General features: G+C 58.0%; 11 protein-coding genes and 1 riboswitch. Of the genes, 6 read left to right on the top strand and 5 right to left on the bottom strand.

Going from position 1 to position 14,543, the window contains the following annotated elements; genetic code table 11:
• The first annotated feature begins 56 nt into the window (after window positions 1-56).
• Window positions 57-818 carry a lipopolysaccharide kinase InaA family protein gene (locus ACKF11_RS07470; protein WP_407996560.1) on the top strand — a complete coding sequence of 254 codons (762 nt, stop codon included), beginning with the start codon at window positions 57-59 and terminating at the stop codon, window positions 816-818.
• A gap of 160 nt (window positions 819-978) precedes the next feature.
• Window positions 979-1,085, top strand: a riboswitch (yybP-ykoY riboswitch).
• A gap of 66 nt (window positions 1,086-1,151) precedes the next feature.
• Complete coding sequence (locus ACKF11_RS07465; RefSeq protein ID WP_407996559.1) at window positions 1,152-1,721, top strand: manganese efflux pump MntP; 570 nt, start codon at window positions 1,152-1,154, stop codon at window positions 1,719-1,721.
• On the opposite strand, the gene ACKF11_RS07460 is transcribed toward ACKF11_RS07465, so the two are convergent.
• The gene (locus ACKF11_RS07460) at window positions 1,718-2,353 is read right to left on the bottom strand and encodes a TetR family transcriptional regulator (protein ID WP_407996558.1); all 636 of its coding nucleotides are present in this window, start codon (window positions 2,351-2,353) and stop codon (window positions 1,718-1,720) included. The genes ACKF11_RS07465 and ACKF11_RS07460 overlap by 4 nt on opposite strands.
• Window positions 2,354-2,503: 150 nt before the next feature.
• Between ACKF11_RS07460 and ACKF11_RS07455 the strand changes: the two genes are divergently transcribed.
• From ACKF11_RS07455 to ACKF11_RS07440, 4 genes are all read left to right on the top strand, one after another.
• Window positions 2,504-3,655 carry a MexX/AxyX family multidrug efflux RND transporter periplasmic adaptor subunit gene (locus ACKF11_RS07455; protein ID WP_407996557.1) on the top strand — a complete coding sequence of 384 codons (1,152 nt, stop codon included), beginning with the start codon at window positions 2,504-2,506 and terminating at the stop codon, window positions 3,653-3,655.
• Between the two features lie 21 nt (window positions 3,656-3,676).
• Entirely contained in the window at window positions 3,677-6,790 is a 3,114-nt protein-coding gene (locus tag ACKF11_RS07450) for a multidrug efflux RND transporter permease subunit (RefSeq protein WP_407996556.1), read from the top strand.
• Entirely contained in the window at window positions 6,787-8,172 is a 1,386-nt protein-coding gene (locus ACKF11_RS07445) for an efflux transporter outer membrane subunit (protein ID WP_407996555.1), read from the top strand. Before ACKF11_RS07450 ends, ACKF11_RS07445 begins: the two co-directional genes overlap by 4 nt.
• A gap of 253 nt (window positions 8,173-8,425) precedes the next feature.
• Window positions 8,426-9,550 carry a porin gene (locus ACKF11_RS07440; RefSeq protein ID WP_407996554.1) on the top strand — a complete coding sequence of 375 codons (1,125 nt, stop codon included), beginning with the start codon at window positions 8,426-8,428 and terminating at the stop codon, window positions 9,548-9,550.
• Between the two features lie 558 nt (window positions 9,551-10,108).
• Here ACKF11_RS07440 and ACKF11_RS07435 read toward each other — a convergent pair.
• The 4 genes from ACKF11_RS07435 to ACKF11_RS07420 all read right to left on the bottom strand — a co-directional run bounded on the left by ACKF11_RS07435 (window position 10,109) and on the right by ACKF11_RS07420 (window position 14,539).
• Window positions 10,109-10,657, bottom strand: a complete 549-nt coding sequence (locus tag ACKF11_RS07435) for a hypothetical protein (RefSeq protein ID WP_407996553.1) — start codon at window positions 10,655-10,657, stop codon at window positions 10,109-10,111.
• Between the two features lie 244 nt (window positions 10,658-10,901).
• On the bottom strand, window positions 10,902-12,200 hold the full coding sequence (locus ACKF11_RS07430) for an ABC transporter substrate-binding protein (protein ID WP_407996793.1): 1,299 nt from the start codon (window positions 12,198-12,200) through the stop codon (window positions 10,902-10,904).
• A gap of 239 nt (window positions 12,201-12,439) precedes the next feature.
• Entirely contained in the window at window positions 12,440-13,507 is a 1,068-nt protein-coding gene (locus ACKF11_RS07425) for a branched-chain amino acid ABC transporter permease (protein ID WP_407996552.1), read from the bottom strand.
• Window positions 13,508-13,657: 150 nt separating this feature from the next.
• The gene (locus tag ACKF11_RS07420; protein ID WP_407996551.1) at window positions 13,658-14,539 is read right to left on the bottom strand and encodes a branched-chain amino acid ABC transporter permease; all 882 of its coding nucleotides are present in this window, start codon (window positions 14,537-14,539) and stop codon (window positions 13,658-13,660) included.
• Window positions 14,540-14,543: the final 4 nt, after the last annotated feature.

The following is a 14,543-nucleotide window of genomic DNA, read 5'->3' as shown; positions in this document are numbered from 1 at the left end:
ACTACATTTATAAGTACCATTGATGAAATATTGATGACAACACCAATTAGCCACTTATGCCATACCGCAAGCCTGCCGCTACTCCTGAATTGGATTTCGATTCCCTCTGGAATTATGCTGGAGAATGGTTTGAAGCGCCCAACCGACACCGCCAGGGATGGAGCGGCGTCAACCGCATCCTGTGCAGGGATGCGGACGGGAAAGGTCCGTTTTACGCCTTCCTCAAGCGCCAGCACAACTTCATGCGCAGGACATGGCGCCACCCGTGGCACGGAGTATCCACCTTTTACTGCGAATACCAGAACCTACTCCACCTTTCCCGGCGAGGCGTCCCGGTGCCGGCGCCGCTTTTCTTCTCCGAAAAAAAGGAAGGGAACGACGTCAATGCCGTGCTGCTCACGGCCGAACTAGTCGGCTTTTCTCCGTTGGACCGGTTCGCTGCCGGGATTTTCAATGTTAACGCCAGCATTGCAAAGCAACGAAAACTCGTAGCATCCGTAGCGCATACGGTGACGAAACTGCACACGGCACGCTTCCAGCACCGCGCCCTCTACCCCAAGCATATTTTCGTCAAGGAAACACCCAGCGGCAATTTCGAGAGCATGCTGATCGATTTGGAGAAGGCGCGCATCAAGCTGCTACCGGTGCTACGCACCTTGCAGGACCTCGCCACGCTCAATCGCGACCTCATGCACCTGAGCCGCACGACCCGCTTGTATTTTCTCAAGCAATACTATGGCGTCGATAAGCTCAATACGCCGATGAAATGGATCGCCAGGCAGATCCAGGCGCGTTCCGAGCGCAAAAAGAAAAGCTAAGCTATTGGCGTTTCAGAGCGCAATCCACATCAGCCTCGGAACGGTTTCGGCCACATATGCAATCTAGGCCGGAATCGCGCGGGCAGACTCATTCTCGGCATCTGAAGCCCGGGACAAAAGCCTGCCAAGCTTCGTCAGCCTGGATGATTTATAGTAAAATGCACTTATCTTTAGGGAGTAGCCTGCTTCTTTCCGAAGCGCCCGCATCAACATAATCGGCTTCTGTCGTGGTGCGGGTAGCCATTCTGGTTGGCGAGACTAATGGATGCCAGTACGTTCCGGTTGGGCGGTCTGGCGGCCATTTGATCGCGCCCAACCCCACGCAATGAATCCATGAATATCGTTTCTATCCTTTTTCTGGCATTTGCCATGTCGGCCGATGCGTTTGCCGCTGCAATCGGCAAGGGTGCGATGCTGCATCGGCCGCGCCTGCTGGAGGCTTTGCGCACAGGCCTGATTTTTGGCGTCATCGAGGCGATTACTCCGTTGGTCGGCTGGAGTTTGGGGCGCGTAGCCGCCGATTACATCACGGCCTGGGATCACTGGATCGCCTTCAGCATCCTTTCCATCCTGGGTATACGCATGATCTGGTCGGGCCTGACACCCGAAGGCGAAGTGGTCGAGAAGCCCCGCAGCCATTCCTTCATGCTGCTGGCGATGACGGCGCTGGGCACCAGCATCGATGCGATGAGCGTCGGCGTCAGCCTGGCCTTCCTGGATGTCGATATCGTGCCGGTGGCGTTTGCGATTGGCATCGTGACCTGCATCATGGTGAGCGCAGGGGTCATGCTGGGCCGCGTGCTCGGCTCGGCCTCGAAGCATACGGTGGAAATCATCGGCGGGTTGATCCTGCTCGGGATCGGCAGCCTGATTCTTTACAAGCACTTGTACGGCGCAGGCTAGCCCACTGCCTTCTTCCGCAGTTCGGGCGCCGTCTTGAATGCTGTAAAGCCAGCCCGGTACAGCGTCGCGGCCACTTGCCAGCGATCCTGCTTGACGCGGTTTGCCCAGAACAGGGTGCTGTAGATGCCGTCGAACAAAGAGAACAGGTAGAGGTTGGCAAGCGTGACGTCGATGTCCTCAGGCAATTCGCCGCTGGCAACCGCTTCGCGGATCAAATTCTCCGCATCCGCCCGGCACTGCATTTCCCAGCGGTCGCGGATTTCCAGCAAAGGCAAGTTGTCTTCGTTGGTATCGCACTGCACGTAGAGTATCTGCAATACGCGCTGTACCGAGCCTGGCTCGCCGCAGAGCTTGAGAAAATACATACCTTCCTCGTAAAGCGTTTCCAACGCGGACATTGCCGGTTTGCGCTCTGGCGTGGCAGCCAGGGCCAATGCCCGCTCGCACATGGCGATCGCCAACTCGATCTTGTTTTCGAAATGCCCGTAAACCGCTCCGCGCGACACCCCCGCCGCATCAGCGATATCAGCCATGGTGGCATAACTGATGCCGCGCTCGAGAATGACCCGCTCGGCAGCATCCAGAATGCTGGAGCGCGTCCGCAGGGAGTCTTCTTTCGTTTTTCTAGCCACAGGCACTCCATTTAACACTAGCTATGCATTCCGGCATTATAACCAAAATTTAATTAATCAGTCATGATTGATTATGATATAGTGCATGAAAATTTAAACGCTGAATCAATTCCAGCTACCATTCCATCTTACTCTTCATTGAGCACGCCTATGTCATCAGGATTATTTGGACGCAGCACGCCATGGCTGCTCGCGTCATTCATGCTTGGCCTCACCGCCTGCAGCCAGGAACAACAAGCAGAAAATGCTGATATTCCGGAAGTCGAAGTGTACGTCACCCGCGTCGCTGCGACACCGATCGAAGCCTCCGTACCCGGCCGTTTGGAGGCCTATCGCCAGGCGGAAGTACGCGCGCGCGTTGCGGGCATCGTCACCGAGCGCTTATACCAGGAAGGCCAGGAGGTGAAGAAAGGCACGCCCTTGTTCCTGATCAACCCCGAGCTATTGACTGCCGCACGCGACCAGGCGGCCGGCACTCTGGCAAGCGCGGAAGCCAACCACCGCAATGCGCTGGACAAACTCGAACGCTACCGCGACCTTGCCAGCGACCACTCCGTGAGCGAGCGCGACTACCAGGCGGCAGCGGCAGAGGAATTGCAGGCCAAGGCGCAAGTGCTGACAGCCAAGGCGCAACTGGACAAGGCCAAGTTGGATCTTGGGTACGCCAGGGTCGCCTCCCCGATCGACGGGCGCGCGCGCCGGGCCATGGTCACCGAAGGAGCCCTAGTGGGGCTTGACTCCCCCACTCCCCTCACCACGGTTGAGCAGATCGACCCGATCTACGTCAATTTCTCACAGCCAGCGACAGAAGTCATGGCGCTGCAGCGCGCCATCAAGAGCGGCAAGATGAAAGGCATGGCGCAAAACAGCATCGAGGTGAAACTGGTATTCCCGGACGGGTCTGAATATTCGCACCCCGGCAAGCTGTTCTTCTCCGACCTGGCCGTGGACAGCAATACCGATACCGTGGCCATGCGCGCCTTGTTCATCAACCCGGAGCGCGAATTGCTGCCGGGCGCCTATGTGCAGGTCAAACTGAAACAGGCAGAAAACCCTTCATCCGTCCTCGTGCCGCGCGACGCCCTGATCCGCACGGCGGAGTCGAGCACCGTCATGGTCGTGGACGAGCAGGAGCAAGTGCAAGCCATCCCCGTCCAAGCGCCTGCGATGCTGGACGGACTTTGGGTCATCACCAGCGGCCTCAAGGGCGGCGAGCGCGTGATCGTCACCAACCCGGCCATGATGGCGCCCGGCGCCAAGGTCAAGGTGCGTGACGGCGAAAAAACCGCCGACCGGCCTTAATTACTGATGGATTGAGAGTTCATGGCTCGATTTTTTATTGAACGCCCGGTCTTCGCCTGGGTGATTTCCCTGCTGATCATCCTGGCTGGCCTGCTGGCCATCCGCGGATTGCCTATCGCGCAATACCCCGACATTGCACCGCCCGTGGTGAATATTGCCGCCAGCTATCCCGGCGCTTCGGCGAAAGTCATCGAGGAATCGGTCACCGCCATCATCGAACGCGAGATGAATGGCGCCCCCGGCCTGATGTACATTTCAGCAACCAGCAGCCCGGGCACCGCCTCCCTCAGCCTGACTTTCCGCCAGGGCACCAACGCGGACCTGGCGGCGGTGGAAGTGCAGAACCGCCTGAAGACGGTGGAGGCACGCCTGCCGGAAGTGGTGCGCCGCAACGGCATTTTCATCGAGAAATCCGCCGACAGCATCCAACTGATCGTTTCCCTCACTTCCGAAGGCAACCGCCTGACCGAGATCGAGCTGGGCGAGCTTGCCTCGGCCAATGTGCTGCAGGCCCTGCGCCGGGTGGAAGGCGTCGGCAAGGTGCAGTTGTGGAGCCCGGAATATGCGATGCGCATCTGGCCCGACCCTGCCAAATTGACGGCGATGAACCTCACGGCTTCCGATGTCTCTTCCGCGATCCGCAGCCACAATGCCCGCGTCACGGTGGGCGACCTGGGGAACCGGGCGGTACCCGACCATGCGCCCATCAGCGCTAATGTCATTTCCGACAGCGCCCTAACGACGCCGGAAGACTTCGAGCGCATCCCGCTGCGCACCAAGGCCGACGGCTCGGCCATCCTGCTCAAGGATGTCGCGCGGGTCGAATATGGCGGCAGCGACTACTCCTTCGTCTCCCGGGTCAATGGCAAAAATGCAGCCGGCATGGCCGTCAAGATGGCGCCCGGCTCCAATGCCGTCGCCACGGTCAAGCGCATCCGCGCCACCATGGACGAACTGGTGCGCTACCTGCCGGCAGGCGTGAAATACCAGATTCCCTACGACACCTCGGCCTTCGTCGAAATCTCGATCGAGAAAGTGGTCAGCACCTTGTTCGAGGCCATCGTGCTGGTGTTCCTGGTCATGTTCCTGTTCATGCAGAACCTGCGCGCCACCTTGATCCCCACCATCGTGGTGCCGATCGCGCTGCTGGGCACCTTTGCCGTGATGTATGCGGCGGGCTTTTCCATCAACGTACTGACCATGTTCGGCATGGTGCTGGCGATCGGCATCGTGGTGGACGACGCCATTGTGGTGGTGGAAAACGTCGAACGCATCATGGCGGAGGAAGGCCTTTCCCCCTTCCATGCCACGATCAAGGCCATGCGCCAGATCAGCGGCGCGATTATCGGCATTACGGTAGTACTGGTTTCCGTATTCGTTCCTATGGCGTTCTTCAGCGGCGCGGTAGGCAACATCTACCGCCAGTTCTCGATGTCGCTGGCGGTATCCATCGCATTCTCGGCATTTTTGGCGCTCTCGCTGACCCCGGCCCTGTGCGCTACGTTGCTGAAACCGATTGCGCAGAATCACCATGAAAAACGCGGCTTCTTCGGCTGGTTCAACCGGGCCTTCGCCGCCCTCACCGGCCGTTATCAGAAACGCGTCGCCGGCATCATCAAGCGCCCGCTGCGCTGGTTGCTCGTGTACGGAACCATCATCGCGGTCGTGGCCTTCATGTTCGTGCGCCTGCCGACGGCGTTCCTGCCCGACGAGGACCAGGGCGATTTCATGATCACGGTATTGCTGCCTGCAGGCGCCACCATGCATGAAACCATGGGCACATTGGCGCAAATCGCACATTACTTGAACGAGAACGAGCCGGTGAAATACGTCTACGAAGTCGGCGGCTTCAGCTTCTACGGCACCGGCTCCAACAGCGGCATGATCTTCGCCACCCTCAAGGACTGGAAAGAGCGCAAGTATGCCGAGCATCACGTCAAGGCGATCGTAGACCGCGTCAACATGCAGTTCATGGGCATGAAGAACACCATGGTCTTCGCGATCAACACTCCGCCCCTGCCCGAGCTGGGCTCCTCCAATGGCTTTGACCTGCGGCTGCAAGACCGCGGTTCGGCAGGCTACCAGGCATTCCTGGCGGCCAAGGACCAGCTGATGGCCCAAGGCATGCAGAGCCCGGTGCTGACCAACCTCATGTTCGCCGGCCTGCCCGAGGCAGCCCTGGTGAGCCTGGATATAGACCGGCGCAAGGCCGAGACGCTGGGCGTGAGCATGGATGAAATCAACGTCACGCTCGCCTCCATGTTCGGCTCCGACTATATCGGCGACTTCATGCACGGCAACCAGGTGCGCCGTGTCGTCATGCAGGCCGACGGCAAGGACAGGCTGGAGCTCGAGGACATCCGCAAGCTCAGGGTGCGCAGCAGCAACGGCAACCTGGTGCCCTTGTCCTCGCTCGTGAATCTGGAATGGATATCCGGCCCGCCGCAGCTCACGCGCTACAACGGCTACCCATCCTTCACCATCAACGGCAGCGCCGCCCCCGGCTACAGCAGCGGCGACGCCATGCAGGCGATTGAAAACATCGCGCGCAGCCTGCCCCGCACCATCGGCTACGACTGGTCCGGCCAATCGCTGGAGGAACGAAGCTCGGGAGCACAGGCGCCCTTGCTGTTCGGCCTGTCGGTGCTGATCGTCTTCCTTGCATTGGCGGCATTGTATGAAAGCTGGCTGATCCCATTGGCCGTAATCCTGGTGGTGCCATTGGGCGTGCTCGGCGCGCTGCTGGGCGTGACCTTGCGCGAAATGCCCAACGATATCTACTTCAAGGTCGGCCTGATCGCGACCATCGGCCTTTCCGCCAAGAATGCGATCCTGATCGTGGAAGTCGCCAAGGACCTCTATGCCGACGGCATGGGCCTGCTCGAGGCGACGCTGGAGGCTGCCCGCCTGCGTTTGCGCCCTATCGTGATGACGTCGCTGGCCTTCGGCGTAGGGGTGTTGCCGCTGGCGATTGCAACGGGCGCAGCCTCAGGCGCGCAGTCTGCGATCGGCACCAGCGTGCTGGGCGGCATCATCACCGCCACCCTGCTCGCCATATTCCTCGTCCCCTTGTTTTTTGCCGTGATCGGCCGCTACATCAAGCGCTCGCAGCATCATGTGCAGGAGCCTGCATGAACACTCCGTTGAAACCCGCCACCGTCGCCATCAGCCTGCTATTGGGCGCCTGCTCGCTCAATCCGCCATACAGCAGGCCGGAAGCCCCGATCCCGGCGCAATATCCCGCAGCCGGGAGCGAGGCCGCATCACAGCCCGCAAGCTGGCAGGAATATTTCACCGACCCCGAGCTGCAGCGCTTGATCAATATTGCGCTGGCCAACAACCGCGACTTGCGCATCACCGCACTGCGCATCGAGGAAGCCCGGGCCCAGTACGGCATCCAGCGCGCAGACCGCCTGCCCTCCATCGACGCCACCGCGAGCTACGAGCGCAGCAAGATGATCTTTGCCCGCGGCCAGTCTTTCGATGTCGATATGTATCGCGTGGGAGTCGGCATCAGCGGCTTCGAGCTGGACTTTTTCGGCAGGGTCAAGAGCCTGGCCGCCGCCGCGCTGGAAGACTACTTCGCCACGCAGGAAGCCCAGCAGACCGCGCGCACCAGCCTGATCGCCGAGGTTGCCGCGTCCTATATCAATGTCCGCGCCCTGGCCGAGCGCCTGGCCCTGGCGAAGGAGACCGAGAACGCGCGCAACCTGGCGTACTCGCGCATCCTGCGCCGCCAGCAGGCAGGCCTGGACAACGCTCTGGACCTCAAGACCGCGGAAATGCAGCTGGAAACCGCCCAGGCCAGCATTGCCGCCTTGCAGCGCGAATATGCCCAGGCAGTGAACTCGCTGCAATTGTTGGCCGGACAGCCGGGACTCGCCCTTGCGGCGGCGCACGGGTCGCTGGACCAGCAGGAGTTCAGCCCCTTGCCGGCAGGCCTGCCTTCCAGCCTGTTGGAAAGGCGTCCCGACATCCGCGCGGCGGAACACAAGCTGAAGGCGGCCAATGCCAACATCGGTGCGGCCAGGGCGGCTTTCTTCCCGCGCATCCAGCTCACCACCAATATCGGCCTAGTCAATGAACACCTGACCAACCTATTCTCCGGCAGCAGCGACAAGGCCTGGGCCTTCACTCCGCAACTGACCCTGCCCATATTTAACTATGGCCGCAACCAATCCAACCTTGACCTTGCCCGCGTGCGCAAGGAAATCACCATCGTGGAATACGAAAAAGCGATCCAGACCGCATTCAGCGAAGTCTCGGATGTGCTGCTAAGCCGTGAGCAGATCGAGGCGCAGATCGCCTCGCAAACGCGGGTGGCCAATGCAGACCGCGAACGCTTGCGCCTGGCGATACGCCGTTACGACAAGGGAATTGCCAATTACCTGGAATTGCTCGATGCGCAACGCAGCCTGTTCGACTCGGAGCAACAGCTAGTCCAGCTCAAGCAATTGGCCCTGACGAACAGCATCAACCTGTTCAAGGTGCTGGGCGGCGAATGGCATCCTTCCTGAGAAACCGCCCCTGCCAACAAAACATGGCTGGCATTTCTGCGATAGACGCCTGCTGGCAGGCCAGCATGCATTCCTCATCCTGCTTTTTCATCAGCAATATATCACTTTAAGTTTATATTTTAATTTGTTGAAATAAAACATAATTAAACCCAGGCACACTAAATGCCTATACACCCTGTAGCGCAGGTCAGGCTTGCAACCGCAGTTGCCGCCCCTGCCGAATCTTCCATTCATCTTTCAGGGTGTATACAACATGACAACAGCCAGTTTTCAATACCGACCGAAGGTATTGCCCGCACTGCTCAGCCTGGGCGTGCTCTCCACGCCGGCCTATGCAGACCCGACTTTTGCCCGCAACGACGACCAGTTCATCAATATCGGCGTCGCGGCCCGCGCCAGCTACCGCTCCGAGCAGGACGCCGCCCCCAACGGCAAGGACAGGTCGAACGACTTCGATATCGAAAGCGCACGTCTCTATACCAACGGCAAGCTGCATAAATACGTTTCCTTCGAACTCAATACCGAAAAGGACGCCAATGACGATATCAAGCTGCTGGACGGACGCATCGGGCTGGAACTGAACGAGCACTTCAATATCTTTGTCGGCCGTTTCCTGCCGCCGGCCAGCCGCGCTTCCGCATCTGCGCCCTACTATCCTCCCACGTTCGATTACCCATTCTCGGAGCAGGCGCCAAGCAAGTTTGCAGGCCGCGACAACGGCGCCTCCGTCTGGGGCGTGCTGCTGAACCAGAAGCTCAAGTACCATGTCGGCGCCTTCGAAGGTCGCAGCGGCTCCAACACCTCCAACCAATCGGATAATTTATCGTTTGCTGGCAGGCTTTCCTACAACTTCTGGGACCCTGAGCCTGGCTTCTACAATATCGCCATGTACGACGGCGCCAAGGACATACTCGCGATTGGCGCTTCCTACCGCTATCAGAAAGATGGCGCGGGCACGCAGGCCAACCCTGGAGATTACCGCTACTGGAACATCGACGGCCGCCTGGAAAAAGCCATTTCCGGCGGCGCCGTGATCGGCGCTGAAGGTTCGTACTACCGTTATGACAACGACAATACCCTGGACCCCGAGATTGCCAAGGGCAAGGGCTTCTTCTTCACGGGCAGCTATATGTTCCCCCAGGAAATCGGCATCGGGAAAATCCAGCCCAAGTTCGTCTATGAACGCTTCGAAAACGACGACACCAACGCCGTGGCCTTGGCCGGGCTAGAACGCAAACGCTACGACCTGGGCTTCAGCTACCTCATCAACGGCAGCAATGTACGTATCGACACCTACTATTACAGGGAAACCCGCAACCAGGGCCAGCCTGATTTCAACGGCATTGCCGTGCGCTTCCATATCGCGCACTTTTTCTAGAAACAAAAAAATAATGGATGGAAACTACTTATGGTTTCCATCCATGTCCTCTATAACACCTGAATTAAGCCACGCCGCGAAACGGCATCACTTGAATGCATTGTTAGCAGTCATTAGCCAGTAAGTTTTAGAGTAAATTGGCTTGGTCGCATGGTTTGCGCCGTATGGTCAGCGAGAGTCACCTGCCCCATGTCGGTGAAGTCAGTGTGGTAGTGTGTCCGATAGATAAAGATGAATCTCGTCGCCAAAACTAAATGCATTGACCATACGCCCTCACTAAATTGGTCACTGGAGCCCTCCCAGTGAAGTACGTTGACCTCTAAGCAACCTGCGTACTCCTCAAGAACCTACTTTGCCTCTGTTACAAAGAGAATGATCGCGAAGTCATAACACCACGAGCTATGGCGTGATAGCTCGCACAGCCTCGCATATTAAGAGTGTTGCGGGAATACTCGCCACCTTTTGTGATCTTGGCAAATGAAACTGGCACTCAACTTCCTCCGACGGCTAACGGATGCTGCTCGGCACGTAGCATGCGATTGAGCGCAGAATTAGGTTTCATATTTCACCGTTATATTTTTGGTCGTAGCAATACAGCTGTTCGTCGATTTCGCTTAGCGGGCGATTTAACTTCCTAGATATTTCAGAAACCTTCTCTGCATAGTCAATGTATTTCTCATAGCTGTACGTGGTGTAATACGGTTTCTTTCCCGTTAGCGCTCGATATGCCCGCACATCTATGATCGGAAATAAAGTTGGCCTAATGAATTTAAGGATTGCACTGGCCATCGGAAACCCAATCCCTTGCGATATAACAAGACTTTCAATGACTTCTTTGACCAGTTCATCTTTCAGCTTTACATCGCTCTTTGCTGACAGCTCATTGAGTTTTTCCAATGTTTTTTCAGAAACAGAAAGCACACGATCTGATTTCCAAAGTGATACTCGCCGGAGGTCCTCTTCAGATATTGACGTTGAGCCGTTTAGCTTCGCGTGCAGTTCCGCTGTCTCTTTGTCGTTATAGGAAAAGGTGAAGTCAAGAAAGTCTTGATTAGGGTGGTACTTCTTGTACTCGCGCTTCAGCCGTTTCTTCTTTTCATCTGCCATAAAACTCTCCCATAAAACTTAACTATATGTTAGATAGCCGCATCGTATTAGATGAGGTAGAGCTAAGTCAACGCAGTTGCCCATGATCTCAATATCATCAATCAAGACATCATGATTTAGAGCGACTAAAATTTTGCGGATGACATGCGCGATGGCATTTATAAAAGGAAAACGACGATACTGTTTTGATCTACAGATAACAGAGTTCTCCCTCAAGCAACGGGAGAACTCTGTCATTTTAAAGTCAAGATTCCTTTGAGCAATCGCGAGGCGTGATACCTTTCTCTTTGGCATACTTATGCGACGATTCCTCAATAATTGGCCGCAGCAGTTTGCGATCAGCCTGTACCCAATCCGAAATCACTTTCCATTGCTTGCCGTCCCATTGCTGGAAACGCACTGCGCCGCCGCCTTCATGGTCGGCGCAAGACAGCTTCAGGGGCTGCACCAGGCCGTATGCGCCAAGCTGGTTGAGGCGCGCATCATCCAGCCTGATGTTCTCGAAGCCCCAGCGCACTTCTTCGCCGGTCAATGGGCGCTTGCCGAACTTGGCCTGCGCGACGCGCACCGCTTCGACATTGAGGATGCCGTTCACTACGCCCAGGTTGTAGTACACGGTGCCGAAGCGCTTGGAGTCTTGCAGGTTGCCTTTGCCCGCCTTGATCACGGCTTTGTCGATATCCTGCAGCACAGGGAAGTTAGTGCCGGACGGATGGGTGGTGATGGAGATGAAGCCCTTGGCGGCTGCGCCAGCCGGTGCGGCATCCTCTTCGGAGTTGCTCCAGATGTTGCCGATGATGTGGTCGGCCGGGAATCCGGTTTTCTGCGCGGTCTTGAGCGCTACCGGGTTCATTACGCCCCAGCCGCGTAGAATCACCCAATCTGGCTTGATGCGGCGGATGTTGAGCCATTGCGATTGCTGTTCGTTGCCTGGGTGCGGCACTTCAAGCAAGGTCAGCTCGAAGCCGTATTTCTTCGCGAGCAGTTCGAGGATGGGGTTGGTCTCCTTGCCGTAGGGCGAGCCGTGGAACAGGGTCACGATCTTCTTACCCTTGAGCTTGTCCAGACCGCCGGATTTGTCGCCGATGTAGTTGATGATGGCCGACACTTCGCTGTAGGGGTTGAGTTGCAGCGGGAACACATAAGGGAACACGCTGCCGTCGGTGGAATCGGTGCGGCCGTGATTGATGGTGATCAGCGGCAGTTTGTCGGCCGTGGAGCGTTCCAGCGTCGCATAGGCGATACCCACGGATAATGGATTGGTCGCCGCGGCAGGCGCGCCGTTGAGGCCTTTCTTCAGGCGCTCGTAGCACTCCACGCCCTTTTCCACCACATATTCGGTTTCGCACTCGCTCCAGGTGAACTTCACGCCGCTGACACCGCCCTCCTTGAGGTTCACATATTGCAGGTAGTCGATGAAGCCGCCGAAGAAGCCGGTGCCGCCCGCAGCATAAGGCCCGACGCGGTAGCTCTGCAAGGGGAAATACTGCTCGTTGGCCGCCTGCGCCGCCGCGCTGAGCAGACCCAGGCCAAGCGCTGCCATCGCAGCCAGGGCGGCCGGCTTCCTCATGGCCGAGGTTTGTTTCATGAGATAGAACATATCAAGCTCCTTTATTTAGGTATAAAAAAATAACAATTTATAAATCATTAATATTCAATCAACTAAAATATTTTTATAAAGTAATTTATAGTTAATCTGGACGTAGAAAACCCTACCCGTGCGAAACGCGGGAAACTAAAATCGCTCAGATGGGATTCAGTTAAGGCCGGAGAACCTGGCCTCTACAACCGCAGCGGCCAGATGCGGATGCGCTCGCGGAACGTCTGCCACATGCGCGCTAGGCCGGCGGGCTCCTTGATCAGGAAAAAGATGATGAATACGCCGAAGATGATCTTCTGCAGGTTTTCCAGTTGTCCCGGATCAACCACGCCCGCCAGGAAACTCGCCGAGAGGTTGGAAAGCAGGATGGGCAGGAGCACGATGAAGGCCGCGCCGAGGAAACTGCCCAATATGCTGCCCATACCGCCGATAATGAGGATGAACAATATCTGGAACGAGCGGCTGAGATCGAAGCCGTGCGGCTCCACCGTGCCGAGATAGGTGAACGCCCAGAGCGCCCCGGCGATGCCGAGCACGAATGAGCTGATGGCAAATGCCAGCAGTTTGGCCCTGGGAATGGAAATCCCGATCACGGCAGCCGCGGTATCCATGTCGCGCACCGCCATCCAGTGCCGCCCCAACTCGCTGCGCACCACCCTGCGGGCAAAGAATGCGAGCACGGTGACGACGGCCAGGGTCAGCAGGTAGCGCCCGGACGGGGAACTGAAGTCATGGCCGCCGATCAGCAAGGGCGGCGTGGTGATCACGCCCGAGGAGTTGTAGTTGGAGAACCAGCCGAACTGGGTCAACGCCCAGGTGACGACGAATTGCGCCGCCAGGGTGGACACCAGCAGGTAGAAGCCCTTGATGCGCAGGCTGGGCAGCCCGAAGACAATGCCCACTGCCGCCGCGGCCAAGCCGCCGAAGAAAAAACCCAGCAACAGCGGCAGGCCCTCGATGCGCAGCTGGAAGTTATAGGCCGCGAATGCCCCTACGGCCATGAAGGCAGCCGATCCCAGGGATATCTGCCCGGCATAGCCGGTGAGCAGGTTGAGGCCCAGCCCGGCCAGTGACAGCACCAGGAAAGGGATCAGGATGGCGCTGAACCAGTAATCGTTGCCGATCAACGGCACGACGGCAAAGGCGAAGCCGAGCAAGGCATAGAAAGCCCAGCGCTGCTGCCATAGCCGGAAGATACGGTTGTCCGCCTGGTAAGAGGTGACGAACTGCCCCGATTCCCTGTATATCATGATCTTCTCCGAAACTACCTTACTTGGAACGCCTGACAAAACCCTCCTAGCGTTGTTGCTCTGCCTTGCCGTACGACTTGTACTGTCTGCGGCAGAGCGCCTAGCCGGATCGCTTCGCTGGGTTTTGTCAGCTGCCCTTAGAATCGATTCTTAAACCCGCGCAATCTCGCGCTCGCCAAAAATCCCCGACGGCCTGACCAGCAAGAACAGCAACGCCAGCACATAGGGGAACCAGTTTTCTATACCGCCGCCGATCACCGGCCCCAGGTACACCTCGGCGAGCTTTTCCGACGCGCCGATGATGAGGCCGCCGATAATCGCCCCGCCGATCGAAGTGAAGCCGCCGATGATCAGCACCGGCAATGCCTTGAGCACCACCAGCGACAGGGAGAACTGCACGCCCAGGCGCGCGCCCCAGAGCAATCCGGCCACCAGGCCGACGAACCCCGCCACCGCCCAGACGATCATCCAGATGCGCTGCAGCCTGACGCCCACCGAAAGCGCCGCCACCTGGTCATCGGCCACTGCGCGCAGCGAAATGCCTATCCTGGTCTTGTTGAACAGCAGGGACAACACCAGCACCAATACGCCGGCCGTCGCCGCGGCGAACAGGTCGAACTGCGACAGCAGCAGCCCGCCGACCTCGAGCGGTTCGTCGCTGATGCCCAGCTCCAGGCCATGCACCTGTGCACCCCAGAGGAACTGCGCCAGCCCTTCGATGATGTAGCTCAGGCCCAGCGTCGCCATGAACAGCGTGATCGGCGGCCGGTTCACCAATGGGCGCAACACGGCGCGCTCAATGCCCCAGGCCAGCAGGATCATGATGAGCAAGGTTGCGGCAAAGCATGCCCAGAACGGCACGCCGCGCTCCAGCAGGCTGACGAAGGTCAGCGCGGCGAACAGCACCATGGCGCCTTGGGCAAAATTGAATACGCCCGATGCCTTGTAGATGAGCACGAAGCCGATCGCTACCAGGGAATACATTAGCCCTGCCAGCACCCCCCCTGCCAGGACCTCAAGGAAAAATTCCATTATT

The organism is Methylobacillus draconifructus (assembly GCF_045984385.1).
Lineage (GTDB): Bacteria > Pseudomonadota > Gammaproteobacteria > Burkholderiales > Methylophilaceae > Methylobacillus > Methylobacillus flagellatus_A.
Note: the sequence above shows the minus strand (reverse complement) of the source record. Positions and strands in the feature narration are given on the sequence as shown.